General features: G+C 61.4%; 15 protein-coding genes. 5 read left to right on the top strand and 10 right to left on the bottom strand.

Annotation, left to right across the window (positions count from 1 at the left end; translation table 11 throughout):
* Window positions 1–75 precede the first annotated feature (75 nt).
* The 3 genes from BT179_RS05875 to BT179_RS05865 all read left to right on the top strand — a co-directional run bounded on the left by BT179_RS05875 (window position 76) and on the right by BT179_RS05865 (window position 3,612).
* Window positions 76–666 carry a DUF6436 domain-containing protein gene (locus BT179_RS05875; RefSeq protein WP_072390351.1) on the top strand — a complete coding sequence of 197 codons (591 nt, stop codon included), beginning with the start codon at window positions 76–78 and terminating at the stop codon, window positions 664–666.
* Between the two features lie 98 nt (window positions 667–764).
* A complete protein-coding gene (locus BT179_RS05870) occupies window positions 765–3,173 on the top strand; it encodes a penicillin acylase family protein (protein WP_072430912.1) in 2,409 nt (802 codons plus the stop codon).
* Between the two features lie 97 nt (window positions 3,174–3,270).
* Window positions 3,271–3,612: a carboxymuconolactone decarboxylase family protein gene (locus tag BT179_RS05865; RefSeq protein WP_072430913.1), complete on the top strand. Its 342-nt coding sequence runs from the start codon at window positions 3,271–3,273 to the stop codon at window positions 3,610–3,612.
* A 197-nt stretch (window positions 3,613–3,809) separates the two neighbouring features.
* Here the strand turns inward: BT179_RS05865 and BT179_RS05860 are convergent, their stop codons facing one another.
* From BT179_RS05860 to BT179_RS05830, 7 genes are all read right to left on the bottom strand, one after another.
* A complete protein-coding gene (locus tag BT179_RS05860; RefSeq protein WP_072390360.1) occupies window positions 3,810–4,697 on the bottom strand; it encodes an ABC transporter permease subunit in 888 nt (295 codons plus the stop codon).
* A complete protein-coding gene (locus tag BT179_RS05855; protein WP_072390364.1) occupies window positions 4,694–5,614 on the bottom strand; it encodes an ABC transporter permease subunit in 921 nt (306 codons plus the stop codon). The genes BT179_RS05860 and BT179_RS05855 overlap by 4 nt, the downstream gene beginning before the upstream one ends.
* Window positions 5,611–6,753 (bottom strand): ABC transporter ATP-binding protein, encoded by a 1,143-nt coding sequence (locus tag BT179_RS05850; protein WP_072390367.1) that lies wholly within the window; start codon window positions 6,751–6,753, stop codon window positions 5,611–5,613. The genes BT179_RS05855 and BT179_RS05850 overlap by 4 nt, the downstream gene beginning before the upstream one ends.
* 68 nt (window positions 6,754–6,821) lie before the next feature.
* Window positions 6,822–7,919, bottom strand: coding sequence for a polyamine ABC transporter substrate-binding protein (locus tag BT179_RS05845; RefSeq protein WP_072390370.1), 1,098 nt, complete (start codon window positions 7,917–7,919; stop codon window positions 6,822–6,824).
* Between the two features lie 184 nt (window positions 7,920–8,103).
* Complete coding sequence (locus BT179_RS05840) at window positions 8,104–9,201, bottom strand: polyamine ABC transporter substrate-binding protein (protein ID WP_072390373.1); 1,098 nt, start codon at window positions 9,199–9,201, stop codon at window positions 8,104–8,106.
* Between the two features lie 322 nt (window positions 9,202–9,523).
* Window positions 9,524–10,888 carry an aspartate aminotransferase family protein gene (locus BT179_RS05835; protein WP_072430914.1) on the bottom strand — a complete coding sequence of 455 codons (1,365 nt, stop codon included), beginning with the start codon at window positions 10,886–10,888 and terminating at the stop codon, window positions 9,524–9,526.
* A gap of 57 nt (window positions 10,889–10,945) precedes the next feature.
* Window positions 10,946–12,304, bottom strand: coding sequence for a glutamine synthetase family protein (locus BT179_RS05830; RefSeq protein ID WP_072390379.1), 1,359 nt, complete (start codon window positions 12,302–12,304; stop codon window positions 10,946–10,948).
* Window positions 12,305–12,908: 604 nt separating this feature from the next.
* Between BT179_RS05830 and BT179_RS05825 the strand changes: the two genes are divergently transcribed.
* Both BT179_RS05825 and BT179_RS05820 read left to right on the top strand, forming a co-directional pair.
* Window positions 12,909–14,285, top strand: coding sequence for a glutamine synthetase family protein (locus BT179_RS05825; protein ID WP_072390381.1), 1,377 nt, complete (start codon window positions 12,909–12,911; stop codon window positions 14,283–14,285).
* A gap of 216 nt (window positions 14,286–14,501) precedes the next feature.
* Complete coding sequence (locus tag BT179_RS05820) at window positions 14,502–15,137, top strand: TetR/AcrR family transcriptional regulator (protein WP_072390384.1); 636 nt, start codon at window positions 14,502–14,504, stop codon at window positions 15,135–15,137.
* Between the two features lie 237 nt (window positions 15,138–15,374).
* On the opposite strand, the gene BT179_RS05815 is transcribed toward BT179_RS05820, so the two are convergent.
* From BT179_RS05815 to ssuC, 3 genes are read right to left on the bottom strand one after another with little or no spacing between them, the layout of a single operon-like run.
* The gene (locus BT179_RS05815; RefSeq protein WP_072390386.1) at window positions 15,375–15,590 is read right to left on the bottom strand and encodes a TOBE domain-containing protein; all 216 of its coding nucleotides are present in this window, start codon (window positions 15,588–15,590) and stop codon (window positions 15,375–15,377) included.
* A 24-nt stretch (window positions 15,591–15,614) separates the two neighbouring features.
* Window positions 15,615–16,421, bottom strand: coding sequence for an aliphatic sulfonates ABC transporter ATP-binding protein (ssuB, locus tag BT179_RS05810; RefSeq protein WP_072390388.1), 807 nt, complete (start codon window positions 16,419–16,421; stop codon window positions 15,615–15,617).
* Window positions 16,418–17,200: an aliphatic sulfonate ABC transporter permease SsuC gene (gene ssuC / locus BT179_RS05805; protein ID WP_072430915.1), complete on the bottom strand. Its 783-nt coding sequence runs from the start codon at window positions 17,198–17,200 to the stop codon at window positions 16,418–16,420. Before ssuC ends, ssuB begins: the two co-directional genes overlap by 4 nt.

Here is a 17,200-nt window from a genome sequence, read left to right as displayed (position 1 = left end):
ACGGACTTTATGGTCTGCGATATTCATCTGTCGCGGCAGGCGTGGCAAGCTACGCGGCTCCAGAGGATCGACTCCATGCGCCCGTCCCACCGCACGACCTTGCTTGCCAGCCTGCTTGCCCTCGGGTGCGCCGCCGTATTGTGGTTCGCCTACGACTGGTTCCAGGGCCGTTACCTGCGGGCTTTCAGCCAACACACCGCGGTGTTTTCCGGCGACCCCTTGCGCTTGCCCGCCGACCTTGCCGGTCCTGGCCCGATCCGCCTGGTGCACTTCTGGGATCCGGCTTGCCCCTGCAACGTCGGCAACCAGCAACACCTCGCCGAACTGATCGATAGATATGCATCGCAAGGCGTCGAGTTCTACGCGGTACAAAAAACCGCGACCCAAGGCCAACTGCCGGCCACGCTGGGCAGCCTCAAACCCCTTGCGGCCTTGCCGGGCTCGGGCCGGATTCCCGCCAGCCCGGCGGTGGCGATCTGGGACCGCAACGGTGCGCTGGCCTATTTCGGCCCCTACAGCGAAGGCCTGACCTGCAATTCGAGCAACAGCTTCATCGAACCGATCCTCGAGGCATTGAGCGTCGGCCGGGCGGTCAACGCGACCCATACCCTGGCAGTGGGCTGTTATTGCCCATGGGGCCAGGAGGCATCGGCCACCAGTCGGTAAATCCCTCCGAGGGACGATGCGCAGGCACGCGGCGCCATGTTAAACAGGGAATGAACAGCGCGGTCATGGAACCGCTGTCAACGGCATAAGGAAGCACCATGAAACGCAGTCTCATCGCACTCCTGTCACTGGTGGTCACCGCCATCATCGTTGCCGGTGGCTACCTCTACAGCAAGCAACCGACCCGCCAGGGCATGGTGCAGTTGCAGGGGCTGCAAGGCTCGGTCACCGTACGCTACGACGAACGCGGCGTACCACACATTCGTGCCGGCAACGAAACCGATCTCTACCGCGCCCTCGGTTATGTCCATGCCCAGGACCGGCTGTTCCAGATGGAAATCATGCGCCGCCTCGCCCGGGGTGAACTCGCCGAGGTACTGGGACCGAAATTGCTCGACACCGATAAACTGATGCGCAGCCTGCGCATCCGCGAGCGCGCCGCCACTTACGTGACGGAACAGGATCCGCAATCCCCCGCCTGGGTCGCCATGCAGGCCTACCTGGACGGGATCAACCACTACCAGGACACCCATACCCGACCGGTGGAGTTCGATGTGCTGGGCATCCCCAAGCGCCCTTTCACCGCCGAAGACACCGTGAGCATCACCGGCTACATGGCCTACAGCTTTGCCGCCGCCTTTCGCACCGAACCCTTGCTGACCTACGTGCGCGACCAGCTCGGTGCCCGGTACCTGGACATTTTCGACCTCGACTGGCAGCCCAAGGGCGCCCTGGAGGAACGTCGCCAGCCCGGCCTGCCCCTGGCCGACGGTGACTGGAAAGACCTCAACGCCCTGGCGCGCCTGACCGAGCAGGCCATGGCCGAGAACGGCCTGCCGCAGTTCGAAGGCAGCAACGCCTGGGCGGTCTCGGGCAGCCGTACCCAAAGCGGCAAGCCTTTGCTGGCGGGCGATCCGCACATCCGCTTTTCGGCACCGTCGGTATGGTACGAAGCGCACCTTTCGGCACCGGGCTTCGAACTCTACGGGCATTACCAGGCCCTGATGCCGTTCGCCACGCTGGGCATGAACCAGGATTTCGGCTGGAGCGTGACCATGTTCCAGAACGATGACCTGGACCTGGTCGCCGAGAAGACCAACCCGGACAACCCGGAACAGGTCTGGTACCGCGACGGATGGGTGGACATGACCCGCAGCGAACAGCAGATCGCGGTCAAGGGCCAGGCCCCGGTGACGCTGGTGTTGCGCCAGTCGCCCCATGGCCCGATCGTCAACGACGCCCTTGGCGCCAATGCCGGCAAGACGCCGATTGCCATGTGGTGGGGGTTCCTGGAAAGCCGCAACCCCATCCTCGAGGCGTTCTACCGGCTCAACCGCGCCGATACATTGGCCAAGGCACGAGACGCATCGTCCAGGATTCATGCCCCCGGGCTGAATATCGTCTGGGCCAGCGCCCAGGGAGACATCGGCTGGTGGGCCGCGGCACAGTTGCCCAAGAGGCCGGCGGGCGCGAAACCTGGCTTCATGCTCGATGGCAGCAGCCCGGAGGCGGAGAAGGACGGTTTCTACCCGTTCAGTGACAACCCGCAAGAAGAAAATCCTGCCCGAGGCTATATCGTCTCGGCGAATTTCCAGCCGGTATCCCCCAGCGGCATCGAGATCCCGGGCTACTACAACCTCGCCGACCGCGGCCAGCAGCTCAACCTGCAGCTGGGCGACAAACAGGCCAAGTGGGACATCGAAACCACCCGTAAGCTGCAACTGGGCACGACGACCGCCTATGGCCCGCGCCTGCTGGCACCCTTGCTGCCAGTGCTGCGAGACGTGATCAGCGACCCGCAGGAACGCAAATGGGTGGAGCAGCTGGCCCAATGGCAAGGCGATTACCCGCTGGACTCCATCAGCGCCACGCTGTTCAACCAGTTCCTGTTCAACCTGGCCGACGCCGCGCTGCACGACGAGCTGGGAGACAGTTTCTTCGAAACCGCGCTCTCGACCCGGGTCATTGACGCCGCACTGCCTCGCCTGGCCGCGACAAAGGATTCGCCATGGTGGGACGACCGCACCACCCTGGGTACGGAGACCCGTGCCGACGTGGTGAAAATAGCCTGGGGCAAGAGCCTGGCGCACCTGAAGGCCACCCTGGGCGACGATGCCACGCAGTGGCGCTGGGGCAAGGCCCATACCCTGACCCACGGGCATCCGCTGGGCCTGCAAAAGCCCCTGGACCGGATCTTCAACATCGGCCCGTTCGCCGCCCCCGGCACCCATGAAGTGCCCAACAATCTCTCGGCCAAGATAGGCCCGGCTCCCTGGCCTGTGACCTACGGACCTTCCACGCGACGCATCATCGATTTCGCCGACCCGGCCCACAGCGTCACCATCAACCCCGTCGGCCAGAGTGGCGTGCCGTTCGACAAGTATTACGCGGACCAGGCCGAGGCCTACATCGAGGGGCTGTATCACCAGGCGCACCTGGCCGAAGAAGAAGTGCTGGCCAATACCCGGGACACCCTCAAGCTGCTACCGGCCGGCACGGCACGCTGAACGGGCGAGGCGTCGTCTTTTTTCGGTGCCAGCGGGCCCGATCGTGATTATTGGTCAAGACTACACAAGGTTTTCCCGCCCCCATGGAGTCAATGCAATGTTCAACAACTGGTCCGAACTGCTGCCCACCATCAAGAGTGCCTTCGGTGCCCTGGGCAAGAGCAACCCGAAAATGGTCAAGGCCTACATGGCCCTGGATGAGGCCTCGGCCGAAAACAATGTGCTCGATGCCAAGACCCGGGAGCTGATTTCCATCGCGGTGGCGATCACGACTCGCTGCGACGGCTGCATCGGCGTGCACACCGACGCCGCCATCAAGGCCGGCGCCACCCGCGAGGAAATTGCCGCCACCCTGGCAACTGCGGTATCGCTGAATGCCGGCGCGGCCTACATTTACTCTCTGCGGGCGCTGGAGGCCCATGACGCGCTGAAGAAATGAGCGGCGATAACTGACACCTTCGCTCGCGAGCAAGCTCGCCCCCACAATGGGATCTGCGCTCGGCTGCGGACTTGTAGGCGATCCCAGAAAACATGGGAGCGAGCTTGCTCGCGATAGCGGACTGACATTCAACCTTTTCGTCGACTGTCACACCACTTTCGCGAGCAAGCCCGCTCCCACGGTGACGCGGCGTCCGGTTAGACCGGTGCGGCCTCGGGCCGGCGTACCTGCGGCTGTTTCCAGGAGTCGGCGGCGCTTTCCTCGATGGCTTGCTGGATGGCCCGCCGGCGGTTTTCCTCGGCCCGGCGGCTGAAGTACCAGACCAGGAACGTCACCAGCGACACCGCCAGCAGGATCAGGCTCGCCACGGCGTTGATCTCCGGCTTCACACCCAGGCGCACCGCCGAGAACACCTCCATGGGCAAGGTCGTGGAACCTGGACCCGACACGAAGCTCGCCAGCACCAGGTCATCCAGGGACAGCGCGAACGACATCATGCCCCCCGCCGCCAGCGATGGCGCGATCATCGGGATGGTGATCAGGATGAACACCTTCCATGGCCGCGCGCCAAGGTCCATGGCAGCCTCCTCGATGGAAAGATCCAGCTCACGCAAGCGCGAGGAGACCACCACCGCCACATAGGCCGCACAGAAGGTCGTGTGGGCGATCCAGATCGTGACGATGCCACGCTCCTGGGGCCAGCCGATCATCTGGGCCATGGCCACGAACAGCAGTAGCAAGGACAGGCCGGTGATCACTTCCGGCATCACCAGCGGCGCGGTGACCAGGCCACCGAACAGCGTACGCCCCTTGAACCGGGTGATGCGGGTCAACACGAAGGCGGCCAGCGTGCCCAGGGCCACCGCGGCGACCGCCGTATAGCAGGCGATTTCCAGGGAGCGCAGCACCGACCCCATCAACTGGGTGTTGTCCAGCAGGCCGACATACCATTTGATCGACCAGCCGCCCCACACCGTCACCAGCTTCGAGGCGTTGAACGAGAAGATCACCAGGATCACCATCGGTGCGTAGATGAACAGCAATCCCAGCACCAGCATCAGGCTCGAAAAACGAAAGCGCTTCATTCCTTGCCCTCCATTTCCTTGGCCTGACTGCGGTTGAACAGGATGATGGGCACGATCAGGATCGCCAGCATCACCACCGCCAGGGCGGATGCCACCGGCCAGTCACGGTTGTTGAAGAATTCCTGCCACAGCACTTTGCCGATCATCAGGGTCTCGGGGCCGCCCAGCAGTTCCGGGATCACGAATTCCCCCACCACCGGGATGAACACCAGCATGCAGCCGGCGATGATGCCGTTCTTGGACAGCGGCACGGTGATCTTCCAGAAGCTGTTGAAGGTACTCGATCCCAGGTCGGAGGCGGCCTCCAGCAGGCTGGGGTCATGTTTGACCAGGTTGGCGTACAACGGCAGGATCATGAACGGCAGGTACGAATAGACGACACCGATGTACACCGCCAGGTTGGTGTTGAGGATCTGCAAGGGTTCGCTGATCAAGCCCATGCTCATCAGGAAGCCGTTGAGCAGGCCGTTGTTGCTGAGGATGCCCATCCACGCGTAGACGCGGATCAGGATCGCGGTCCAGGTCGGCATCATGATCAGCAGCACCAGCACCGTCTGCGTCTCTTTGCGGGCGTTGGCAATGCCATAGGCCATCGGATAACCGATCAGCAGGCACAGGACCGTACTGATCAGGGCCATCTTCAGCGAGCCCAGGTACGCGGCGATATACAGCTCGTCCTCGCTGAGCATCGCGTAGTTGGCCAGGTTGAGCAGTATCTGCAGCTTCTGGTCGACGTAGCTGTAGATCTCGGTGTAAGGCGGAATCGCCACGTCGGCTTCAGCGAAACTGATCTTCAGGACGATGAAGAACGGCAGCATGAAGAACAGGAACAGCCAGATGAAGGGCACCCCGATGACCAGTTGCCGGCCACCGGGCGTTATTCGGGCGAGTCGACGCTTGAGTTTGCGCATGTTCATGAGCGAAGCACCACGCCGCTGTCATCCTCCCACCAGACGAACACCTGGTCGCCCCAGGTCGGCCGCTGGCCACGGCGCTCGGCGTTCGCCACGAAGGACTGCACCAGCTTGCCGCTCGGCAACTCGACGTAGAACACCGAATGGCCACCCAGGTAGGCGATGTCATGGACCTTGCCGCTGGACCAGTTGTGCTCGCAGGTCGGCTGTTCGGCGGTCACCAGCAGCTTTTCCGGGCGGATGGCGTAGGTCACGGACTTGTCCTGAACCGAGGTGCTGATGCCGTGGCCCACGTAGATGTTGCGGTCCAGATCCTTGCAGGTCAGCACCGCATGTCCCTCGGCGTCGTCCACCACTTCGGTCTCGAAGATGTTGACGTTGCCGATGAACTCGCAGACCAGCCGGCTGGTCGGGGTCTCGTAGATGTCGATCGGGCTGCCGATCTGGGCGATCCAGCCCAGGTGCATGATCGCGATCCGTTCGGCCATGGTCATGGCCTCTTCCTGGTCGTGGGTCACCATGACGCAGGTCACGCCGACCCGCTCGATGATCTCCACGAGCTCGAGCTGCATCTGCGAACGCAGCTTCTTGTCCAGGGCCCCCATCGGTTCGTCGAGCAACAGCAGCTTGGGCCGCTTGGCCAGGGAACGGGCCAGGGCCACGCGTTGGCGCTGGCCACCGGAAAGCTGGTGGGGCTTGCGCTTGGCGTACTGGCTCATCTGCACCAGCTTGAGCATTTCCGCCACGCGGGCTTCGATCTCCGCCTTGGGAATCCTGTCCTGCTGCAGGCCGAACGCAATATTCTGCGCCACGGTCATGTGGGGAAACAGCGCATAGGACTGGAACATCATGTTGATCGGCCGCTCGTAGGGCGGCATGTCGGTGATATCCACACCATCGAGGAAAATACGCCCTTCCGTGGGCCGCTCGAATCCTGCGAGCATGCGCAGCAAGGTGGATTTGCCCGATCCCGAGCCGCCGAGCAAGGCGAAGATCTCGCCTTTCTTGATTTCCAGGGACACATCGTCCACGGCAATCGTCTCGTCGAACTTCTTCGTGACCCGGTCGATCTTGACCAGCACCTGCTTGGGTGTCTGGTCGCCCTCGAGGGCTTTCTTATAGGCGCCGGAGGCAACTGCCATTTACGAAACTCCCACAGAATTTGCAGTTCGCCCCTCACGGGCGAACCTTTAAGTTAGAGCGTTTGACGCTATTTACCCGACTTGACCTTGGTCCAGCTGCGGGTCATGAGTCGTTGGATCTTGGGCGGCAACTCGGAGTTGACGTAGAGCTTGTCGACGACTGCCTGCGGTGGGTAGACCGCCTCGTCGGTACGCACTTGCTGGTCCATCAGTTCGCCAGCCTTGGGGTTGGGGTTGGCATAACCGACGTAATCGCTGACCTTGGCGATCACCTCGGGCTGGAGCAGGAAATTGATGAATGCATGGGCCTGCTTGACATTGGTGGCGTCACGCGGGATCGCCAGCATATCGAACCAGAGGTTGCCGCCTTCCTTGGGGATCACATAGGCGATTTCGACGCCCTTGCCGGCTTCGCTGGCACGTTCGCGAGCCTGGAAAATGTCCCCGGAGAAACCGGCTGCCACGCAGATCTCGCCGTTGGCCAGATCGGAGATGTACTTGGAGGAATTGAAGTAGGTCACGTAGGGCCGGATCTTGAGGAGCTGGGCCTCGGCCTTCTTGTAGTCTTCCGGGTTTTCGCTGTTGGGGTCCAGGCCCAGGTAGTTCAGCATCGCCGGAATCATCTCGTCACCGGAGTCGAGGAACGAGACGCCACAACTGGACAGTTTCTTGATGTTCTCCGGCTCGAACAGCACGGCCCAGGAATCGATCTTCTCGACGCCCAGCACAGCCTTGATCTTCTCGACGTTGTAGCCGATGCCGTTGGTGCCCCACAGGTAGGGGACGGCGTACTGGTTGCCCGGGTCGTTGCGCTCCAGGCGCTTGAGCAGCGACGGGTCGAGGTTGGCGTAGTTGGGCAGTTGTGCCTTGTCGAGCTTCTGGAACGCCCCGGCCTTGATCTGCTTGCCCAGGAAGTGGTTGGACGGCACGACCACGTCATAGCCGGTACGGCCGGCAAGCAACTTGCCTTCCAGGGTTTCGTTGGAATCGAACACGTCGTACACCGGCTTGATCCCGGTGGTTTTTTCGAAATCCGCCAGGGTGGATTCGCCGATGTAGTCCGACCAGTTATAAATATGCACGGTGGAAGCCGCCTGGACACTGACCGCGAGTGTCAGGCCGGCACCGACCAGCAAGGCGTTGCGTAACAAAGAAAAGACTGGCACGTGGAGGTCCTCTAAATAGTTGGGCCCAAGTTGCCCCCCGTTACCGGCCGCGATAGGCCCTGCAACAAAACCGGCGCGCAACTTACCCTCGATAAACCGATCCAGCAAAACTTTTAGTTATTTAATTGCTCCTGTTGCCGGGCGTCGCGAGGACGGCGACAACAGGAGGGTGCCTCAGGCCGGCTTATTTACCGGATTTGATCTTGGTCCAGCTGCGGGTCAGGATCCGCTGGGTGGCTGGCGGCAAGTCGCTGATCGCATACAGATGGGCTTTCACTTCATCCGACGGATAGATGTTCGGATCACCGGAGATTTCCTTGTCCACCAACGGCGTCGCGGCCTTGTTGCCGTTCGGGAAACGGACGTTGTCGGTGATCTCGGCCATGATTTCCGGCTTCATCAGGAAGTCCATGTACTTGTAGGCGGCCTCGACGTTTTCGGCGTCCTTGGGAATGGCGACCATGTCGTAGAACGAACCGGCGCCTTCCTTGGGAATGCTGTAGGCCACCTTGACCTTGCCACCCGCTTCGGCGGCACGGGACTTGGACTGCTCGATATCGCCCGAGTAACCCACGGCCACGCAGATGTTGCCGTTGGCCAGGTCGGAGATGTACTTGGACGAGTGGAAGTAACCGATCGAAGGACGAATCTTGAGGAACAGCGCCTCGGCTTCAGCCAGTTGTTTCTTGTCCTGGGTGTCGGTCGGGTAGCCCAGGTAGTGCAAGGCCACCGGGATCATCTCGGTCGGCGAATCGAGGAAGCTCACCCCGCAACTCTTGAGCTTGGCGATATTTTCCGGCTTGAGCAGGACATCCCAGGAATCGATCTTGTCGATACCCAGTGCCGCCTTGACCTTCTCGGGGTTGTAGCCGATGCCGATGGTGCCCCACATGTAAGGGAAAGCGTACTGGTTGCCCTTGTCGCTGGCATCACCCACCGCCTTGAGCAGGTCGGTGTCGAGATTCTTCCAGTTCGGCAACTTGGACTTGTCCAGCGGCTGATAGACGCCCGCCTTGATCTGCTTGGCCAGGAAGTTGTTCGACGGCACCACGATGTCATAGCCGGACTTGCCGGCCAGCAGCTTGGCTTCCAGGGTTTCATTGCTGTCGAATACGTCGTAGACCACCTTGATCCCCGACTCTTTCTCGAACTTGGCGATCGTGTCCGGGGCGATGTAGTCGGACCAGTTATAGACGTGCAGCACTTTGTCGTCCGCCTGGACGGCACCCGCCATCGCGCCCATCAGAGACATGGCGAGGAGGGTCTTGCCAGCTATCTTCATACCTAATGCCTTCATGGATGATGCTCCAGTTATTCTTTTAAGCCACAGTTCAGTAGCCGGCTCGCGGGCAACTTGAACAGGCGGTAGTCTGGCAAGTTACAGGGCAGGCTTTCAACACAAACCCAGCCTTTTCAAACCGGGGGAGGCCCTTCAAGGCGCCTCCCTCAGAGCCTAGCACTTAGGCCCTGTACGATAAGTGCTTGCGCAACGACCATGCTGCGTTGAAAACAGGCTCGCAATGCTCAATGACGACCCGTCAACTGCGCTTGCTCGCGTGTTTTCGCCTTGCCTGATCGCCGCTCGGCGCCTTTTCGTACAAACCCTAGCCTTGCAACACACCGAGGGTCAGGTCCAGGCAGTGTCGTGCCTTGGTCACCAATTCATCGATCTCGGCCTTGCTGATCACCAGTGGCGGCGCAATGATCATGGTGTCTCCCACCGCGCGCATGATCAGGCCGTTATCGAAGCAGAACTGCCGGCAGATCATGCCCGCACCCTTGCCTTCATAACGCTGGCGCGTGGCCTTGTCCCGGACCAGTTCGATCGCCCCCAGCAAACCGACGCCACGCACTTCACCCACCAGCGGATGATCGTTCAGTTCCCGCAAGCGCTTCTGCAAATAAGGTGCCGTTTCGTCGTGGACACGCTCGACGATCTTCTCTTCGCGCAGGATGCGGATGTTTTCCAGGGCCACTGCCGCAGCCACCGGGTGACCGGAATAGGTGAACCCGTGGTTGAAGTCGCCGCCCTCGTTGAGCACCGCGACCACGTCGTCGCGTACGATCAGGCCGCCCATGGGGATGTATCCGGAGGTCAGACCCTTGGCGATGGTCATCATGTGGGGTTTCAACCCGTAATGATCGGTACCGAACCACTCACCGGTGCGGCCGAAGCCACAGATCACTTCGTCGGCCACGAACAGGATGTCGTACTTGGCGAGGATTTCCTTCATGCGCGGCCAGTAGGTGTCCGGCGGCACGATCACCCCGCCCGCGCCCTGGATCGGCTCGGCAATGAATGCACCGACATTGTCGACGCCAATCTCCAGGATCTTCTCTTCCAGCTGGTTGGCTGCCCATACACCGAACTCTTCGGGGCTCATGTCGCCGCCTTCGCCGAACCAGTATGGCTGGGCGATATGGGTGATGCCCGGGATCGGCAGGTCGCCCTGCTCATGCATATAGGTCATGCCACCCAGGCTCGCGCCGGCCACGGTCGAGCCGTGATAGCCGTTCTTGCGACTGATGATGACCTTCTTGTTCGGCTGGCCCTTGATCGCCCAGTAGTGGCGGACCATGCGCAACATGGTGTCGTTGCCTTCCGAGCCGGAACCGGTGAAGAACACATGGCTCATGCCGGGCGGGGCGACGTCGGCGATGGCCTTGGACAGTTCCAGCGCCGGTGGATGGGCCGTCTGGAAAAACAGGTTGTAGTACGGCAACTCACGCATCTGCTGGCTGGCGGCTTCGGCCAGCTCATCACGGCCGTAGCCGACCGCCACGCACCAGAGGCCGGCCATGCCGTCGAGGATCTTGTTGCCTTCGCTGTCCCAAAGGTAGACGCCCTTGGCACGGGTGATGATGCGCGGCCCTTTCTGCTTGAGCTGCTTGAAGTCGCTGAATGGCGCCAGGTGGTGCTCGCTGCTCAAGGCTTGCCATTGGAGGGTCTGCGGATTGTTGCGGGTCATGCGAATTCTCCTTGTATCGGTTGGGGCGAAGCGGCCTGGACCGCCCCGCCCGGCGCATCAGACGGCAAAGAGCAGGAATTCCCGCTCCCACGAACTGATGACGCGCTTGAAGTTTTCATGCTCGGCCCGCTTGACCGCGACGTAGCCTGTGATGAATTTCTTACCCAGGTACTTCTCGATGGTGGTGCTGTTTTCCATGCGCTCGAGGGCGTCCTCGATGGTCAGCGGCAGGCGCAGGTTGCGGCGCTCATAACCACGGCCCACCACCGGTGCGCTCGGCTTGAGGCCTTCGACCATGCCGATGAAGCCACACAGCAGGCTGGCGGCGATGGCCAGGTACGGGTTGGCGTCGGCACCCGGCAGGCGGTTTTCCACCCGACGGTTCTGCGGCCCGGCATCCGGCACCCGCAGGCCGACGGTACGGTTCTCCTCGCCCCATTCGACGTTCACTGGCGCCGATGTATCCGGCAGGAAGCGGCGGAACGAGTTGACGTTGGGCGCGAACAGCGGCAACAGCTCGGGGATCAGCTTTTGCAGCCCGCCGATGTGGTGCAGGAACAGCTCGCTCATCGTCCCGTCTTCATTGGAGAAGACGTTCTTGCCGGTTTCCTTGTCGATGATGCTCTGGTGCAGGTGCATCGCACTGCCCGGTTCGCCGGTCATGGGCTTGGCCATGAAGGTCGCGGCCACATCGTGCTTGAGCGCGGCTTCACGCATGGTGCGCTTGAACACCAGGATCTGGTCGGCCAGGGACAAGGCATCGCCATGACGGAAATTGATTTCCATCTGCGCCGTGCCGTCCTCATGGATCAGGGTGTCGAGGTCCAGCTCCTGCAACTCGCACCAGTCGTAGACATCTTCGAACAGTGGGTCGAATTCGTTGGCCGCTTCAATGGAGAAAGACTGGCGACCGGTTTCCGGGCGGCCTGAGCGACCGATGGGCGGCTGCAACGGGAAGTCCGGATCGTCGCTGCGCTTGGTCAGGTAGAACTCCATTTCCGGTGCGACGATGGGCTGCCATCCCTTGTCGGCGTAGAGCTTGAGCACCTTTTTCAGCACGTTGCGCGGCGACAGCTCGATGGGGTTGCCCTGCTTGTCATAGGCGTCGTGGATCACCTGGGCGGTGGGCTCGATGGCCCAGGGCACCAGGAATACAGCGTTTTCGTCCGGACGGCACACCATGTCGATGTCGGCCGGATCCAGCAGTTCGTAATAGATGTCGTCTTCGACATAGTCGCCCGTAACGGTCTGGAGCAGAACGCTCTCGGGCAGGCGCATGCCTTTTTCGGCAATGAACTTGTTGGTCGGCGAAATCTTGCCCCGGGTGATACCGGTCAGGTCGCCAATCATGCATTCGACTTCTGTGATCTTATGGTCTTTCAACCAATCGGTGAGCTGGTCGAGGTTGTTACTCATAAATGCCTCTAGGCGTGATTTTCCTGGCTGCCAAGGCTAGCCAGGGGTTGTTTGACGCATCGGCGTCGCGTTGTGTTGCCCCTGCCCGACAAATGCCCGGGAAAAGGTTCTACATTGAAAGGAGAGCTGCTAAAGAGAGTTTCGTCCAGAGCGTCCAGAATATTGGACGAAGATGACGGCTGACGCACCAGGGATGAAGTCGACATGGGCAGGCGCTCGGTGGCCGTCGTCATGGCCTGGGGACACGCCTCGCCACTGATGCGACGAGCATGCCAACCGATCTGCTGGGACAGGTGGTGACGCCGTTGGTACGGCAGGCGAGACATGAAGCACCCCGGTATTATTGCTGTTATGGGTTTGAATCGAGCTTAGCCTTGTTCATTTTTTTACACAACACCCCCGTAAAAAATACAACACGGCCCGCTCAAGCCTGCGGGCGCCAAGCCCCTTGAAGGGGAAAAAACGCCCCAAACTGCTCCAAAAAAGCCCCTCAAGTGCTTTTTTAGGGCAAAAAAGGCCCTGCTTGACTTCGGCATGCCGTTCGGGTTGACTGGGTTTCAAAGAGATCAATGATTGATATTTTTAACAACAAAGGTGTTGCATCATGTCGGTACCCCCGCGTGCCGTTCAGCTTAACGAAGCGAACGCGTTCCTTAAGGAACATCCTGAGGTTCTGTACGTTGACCTTCTGATTGCGGATATGAATGGTGTGGTGCGCGGCAAGCGCATCGAACGCACCAGCCTCCACAAGGTTTACGAGAAAGGCATCAACCTGCCGGCCTCCCTGTTTGCCCTGGATATCAATGGTTCGACGGTGGAAAGCACCGGCCTGGGCCTGGACATCGGCGATGCCGACCGCATCTGCTATCCAATCCCTGGCACCCTCTCCAACGAACCCTGGCAGAAGCGCCCTACCGCGCAGCTGCTGATGACCATGCACGAGCTCGAAGGCGAGCCTTTCTTCGCCGACCCTCGCGAAGTCCTGCGCCAGGTCGTGACCAAGTTCGATGAACTGGGCCTGACCATCTGCGCAGCGTTCGAGCTGGAGTTCTACCTGATCGACCAGGAGAACGTGAATGGCCGTCCACAGCCGCCCCGCTCGCCCATTTCCGGCAAACGCCCGCATTCGACCCAGGTCTACCTGATCGACGACCTCGACGAATACGTCGACTGCCTCCAGGACATCCTGGAAGGTGCCAAGGAGCAAGGCATCCCCGCCGACGCCATCGTCAAGGAAAGTGCCCCGGCGCAGTTCGAAGTGAACCTGCACCACGTGGCCGACCCGATGAAGGCCTGCGACTACGCCGTCCTGCTCAAGCGCCTGATCAAGAACATCGCCTACGACCATGAAATGGACACCACCTTCATGGCCAAGCCCTATCCGGGCCAGGCAGGCAACGGCCTGCATGTTCACATCTCGATCCTGGACAAAGATGGCAAGAATATCTTTGCCAGCGAGGATCCCGAGCAGAACGCCGCGCTGCGTCACGCGATCGGCGGTGTGCTCGAGACCCTGCCCGCGCAGATGGCTTTCCTCTGCCCCAACGTCAACTCCTATCGTCGTTTCGGCGCACAGTTCTACGTGCCGAACTCGCCGACCTGGGGCCTGGACAACCGCACCGTGGCCCTGCGCGTCCCCACCGGTTCGGCCGATGCCGTGCGCCTGGAACACCGCGTCGCCGGCGCCGATGCCAACCCGTACCTGCTGATGGCCTCCGTGCTGGCGGGAGTGCACCACGGCCTGGTCAACAAGATCGAGCCCGGTGCGCCGGTGGAAGGCAACAGTTACGAGCAGAACGAACAGAGCCTGCCGAACAACCTGCGCGATGCCCTGCGGGAACTGGACGACAGCGAAGTCATGGCCAAGTACATCGACCCGAAGTACATCGATATCTTCGTGGCCTGCAAGGAGAGTGAGCTGGAAGAGTTCGAACATTCCATCTCCGACCTCGAGTACAACTGGTACCTGCATACCGTCTAAGCGATTGCTGCAACGAACAACGCCGCAGGCCTTCGAGGCTGCGGCGTTTTTTTATGCCTATCGCGAGCAGGCTCGCTCCCACAGGATATTTGAACGCCCCCCCATTCTTGAGCCCGACGAAGATCCATGTGGGAGCGGGCCTGCTCGCGATGACGGCCTGGCAGACAATACAAATCCCTGCTCGTACAATGCCCGGCAGCCCCGCAGGAGAGTCCCATGACGCGCATTGCCACCCCTCGCAAACCCCGCGCACGCAGCCAGGCCCGGATCGATTCGATCCTCGATGCCGCCCGCACGCTGCTGGCGGCCGAAGGCGTGGCCAGCCTTTCGATCTACAGCGTCGCCGAGCGCGCGGGCATTCCGCCCTCCTCCGTGTATCACTTCTTTGCCAGCGTTCCGGCCCTGCTCGAAGCATTGACCGCGGACGTCCATGCCGCCTTCCGCGCCTGCCTGCTAGCGCCGATCGATCACGGTTCGCTGAATCATTGGCGCGAATTGTCACGACTGGTGGAGCAGCGCATGTTGACGATCTATGGCCAGGATGCCGCCGCTCGCCAATTGATCCTGGCCCAGCACGGGCTGACCGAAGTCACCCAGGCCGACCGCCAGCACGACCTGGAACTGAGCGACCTGATGCACAAACTCTTCGCCCGCCACTTCGAACTGCCGGCGCTGCCTGGTGATGTCGACGTATTCGCCCTCGCCATGGAACTGGGCGACCGTGTCTATGCCCGCTCGGTGCAGTTGCACGGCCAGATCACCCCTCGCATGGCCGAGGAAGGCATGCGGGTGTTCGATGCGTACCTGGGATTGTACCTGCCACCCTATTTGCCCAAGCGTGAAGTCGCCTGATGTGCCGATCAGCTCTTCATGCGATGGGCCCCTATGGCGGCGGCCAACGCCAACTCGACACTTCTCAAAAGGCTTGCGGAGTGCTCGCCGAGCTCAGCTCCCCAGTTGATCACTTCATCCATGGCATCGGTCGCCTGCTCAAGCGTCAAGCCAAAGTGTGCGCAGTGACTCAGCACGTCCAATAACTGAAAAGCCCCGAAGGGCTCTCGCCGTCCGGGGCTGCGGGCAAGGCATCGCTCACAACTTGGCGATAGACACCTCGGTGGATTTGACGAAGGCGATCACTTCGCTGCCGATGGCCAGCTCCAACTCCCTCACCGAGCGCGTAGTGATCACCGACGTGACGATGCCGGAAGCGGTCTGTACGTCGATTTCCGACAGTACGTCGCCCTCCACGATTTCCTTGATGACGCCTTTGAACTGGTTACGTACGTTGATGGCTTTGATAGTCATAGTGTCGATTCCTTCTGGATGAGGCTATTGAGCCCAACGCAATTGCGTGGGCAAGGGTGAAACAGGTTCGGGTTCCGGCGGTTGGCCGGGCAAGGACAGCACACGATTGAGCACCTGGGCTTCCAGGGCTGCCAGACGATGGGAGCCGCGAGCCCGTGGTCGTGGCAGGTCGACGGGCAGGTCGAGGCCAATTCGACCGTCTTCTATCAGGATCACCCGGTCGGCGACGGCCACGGCTTCGCTGACGTCATGGGTAACCAGCAACACGGTGAAACCATGTTGCTGCCACAGACGCTCGATCAGTTGTTGCATCTCGATGCGGGTCAGGGCATCGAGCGCTCCCAGGGGTTCGTCGAGCAGTAACAGGCGCGGTTGATGAATCAGCGCCCGGGCCAAGGCCACCCGTTGTTTCTGCCCGCCGGACAGCGCCGCCGGCCACTCCTGCGCCCGGTCGGCCAGGCCGACGGCTTCCAAGGCCTGTAGCGCCTGGGCTCGCCAGTGGCCTTTCAAGCCCAGGCCGACGTTGTCGATGACTCTTTTCCAGGGCAGCAATCGCGCCTCCTGGAACATCAGGCGCGTGTCCTGTTGCGCCGCGCTCAACGGCGCCGAACCGGCCAGCAACTGACCGTCCGAAGGCTGATCGAGGCCGGCCAGCAGGCGCAGCAAGGTGCTTTTTCCGCAACCGCTGCGCCCCACTACCGCCACGAACTGCCCGGCCGGGATGTGCAGGTCGAGGTCTTGCAGTACCTGTCGCGAACCGAAGGTCTTCTGCAATTGGCGCACGACCAGAGGAATGCCGCGCAACAGGCGTGGAGGTTGTTGAGCGCTCATGCGGCACCTGCGCTGCGTGCCTGATAGGCCGGATGCCAGCGCAACCAGACCCGTTCAAGCCCACAAGCCGCCAGGTCGGCCAGCTTGCCGAGCACGGCGTACAAAAGGATCGCCAGCACCACCACATCGGTTTGCAGGAACTCCCGGGCATTCATGGCCAGGTAACCGATGCCGGCGTTGGCGGAAATGGTTTCCGCCACGATCAGTGTCAGCCACATGAAGCCCAGCGCGAAGCGCACGCCCACCAGGATAGAGGGCAATGCACCCGGCAGGATCACCTGGCGAAACAGGCTGAACCCGGACACCCCGTAGCTGCGGGACATCTCCACCAACGCCGGATCGACGTTGCGGATCCCGTGGTAAGTATTGAGGTAGATCGGAAATAGCGTGCCCAGCGCCACCAGGAAAATCTTCGCCGACTCATCGATGCCGAACCACAGGATCACCAGGGGAATCAACGCCAGGTGGGGCACGTTTCGCAGCATCTGCACCGAGCTGTCCAGCAGGCGCTCGCCCCATTTCGACAGGCCGGTGATGAAACCCAGGGCCAGGCCGATGCCGCCACCGATCAGGAAACCCAGCGCCGCTCGCCAGCCACTGATTGCCAGGTGAGTCCAGATTTCGCCGCTGCGCACCAACTGCGCTCCGGCTTCGATCACTGCCACCGGGGCCGGCAGGATCCGCGTGGATAACCAGCCCGCCGATACCGACAGCTGCCACACCACCAGCAACAACAGCGGCACCGCCCACGGCGCCAGGTTGTGGATAAGTTTCTTCAT

Origin of the sequence: Pseudomonas sp. NFACC43 (assembly GCF_900119645.1) — a bacterium.
Taxonomy (GTDB): Bacteria; Pseudomonadota; Gammaproteobacteria; order Pseudomonadales; family Pseudomonadaceae; genus Aquipseudomonas.
The sequence above is the reverse complement of the archived record's forward strand: the minus strand, read 5'-3'. Positions and strand labels throughout refer to the sequence as shown.

Bases quoted from the DNA above. Each gene is read 5' to 3' on its own strand.
- BT179_RS05875 (WP_072390351.1), top strand. From the start codon at position 76: ATGCGCCCGTCCCACCGCACGACCTTGCTTGCCAGCCTGCTTGCCCTC.
- BT179_RS05870 (WP_072430912.1), top strand. From the start codon at position 765: ATGAAACGCAGTCTCATCGCACTCCTGTCACTGGTGGTCACCGCCATC.
- BT179_RS05865 (WP_072430913.1), top strand. From the start codon at position 3,271: ATGTTCAACAACTGGTCCGAACTGCTGCCCACCATCAAGAGTGCCTTC.
- BT179_RS05860 (WP_072390360.1), bottom strand. From the start codon at position 4,697: ATGAAGCGCTTTCGTTTTTCGAGCCTGATGCTGGTGCTGGGATTGCTG.
- BT179_RS05855 (WP_072390364.1), bottom strand. From the start codon at position 5,614: ATGAACATGCGCAAACTCAAGCGTCGACTCGCCCGAATAACGCCCGGT.
- BT179_RS05850 (WP_072390367.1), bottom strand. From the start codon at position 6,753: ATGGCAGTTGCCTCCGGCGCCTATAAGAAAGCCCTCGAGGGCGACCAG.
- BT179_RS05840 (WP_072390373.1), bottom strand. From the start codon at position 9,201: ATGAAGATAGCTGGCAAGACCCTCCTCGCCATGTCTCTGATGGGCGCG.
- BT179_RS05835 (WP_072430914.1), bottom strand. From the start codon at position 10,888: ATGACCCGCAACAATCCGCAGACCCTCCAATGGCAAGCCTTGAGCAGC.
- BT179_RS05830 (WP_072390379.1), bottom strand. From the start codon at position 12,304: ATGAGTAACAACCTCGACCAGCTCACCGATTGGTTGAAAGACCATAAG.
- BT179_RS05825 (WP_072390381.1), top strand. From the start codon at position 12,909: ATGTCGGTACCCCCGCGTGCCGTTCAGCTTAACGAAGCGAACGCGTTC.
- BT179_RS05820 (WP_072390384.1), top strand. From the start codon at position 14,502: ATGACGCGCATTGCCACCCCTCGCAAACCCCGCGCACGCAGCCAGGCC.
- BT179_RS05815 (WP_072390386.1), bottom strand. From the start codon at position 15,590: ATGACTATCAAAGCCATCAACGTACGTAACCAGTTCAAAGGCGTCATC.
- ssuB (WP_072390388.1), bottom strand. From the start codon at position 16,421: ATGAGCGCTCAACAACCTCCACGCCTGTTGCGCGGCATTCCTCTGGTC.
- ssuC (WP_072430915.1), bottom strand. From the start codon at position 17,200: ATGAAGAAACTTATCCACAACCTGGCGCCGTGGGCGGTGCCGCTGTTG.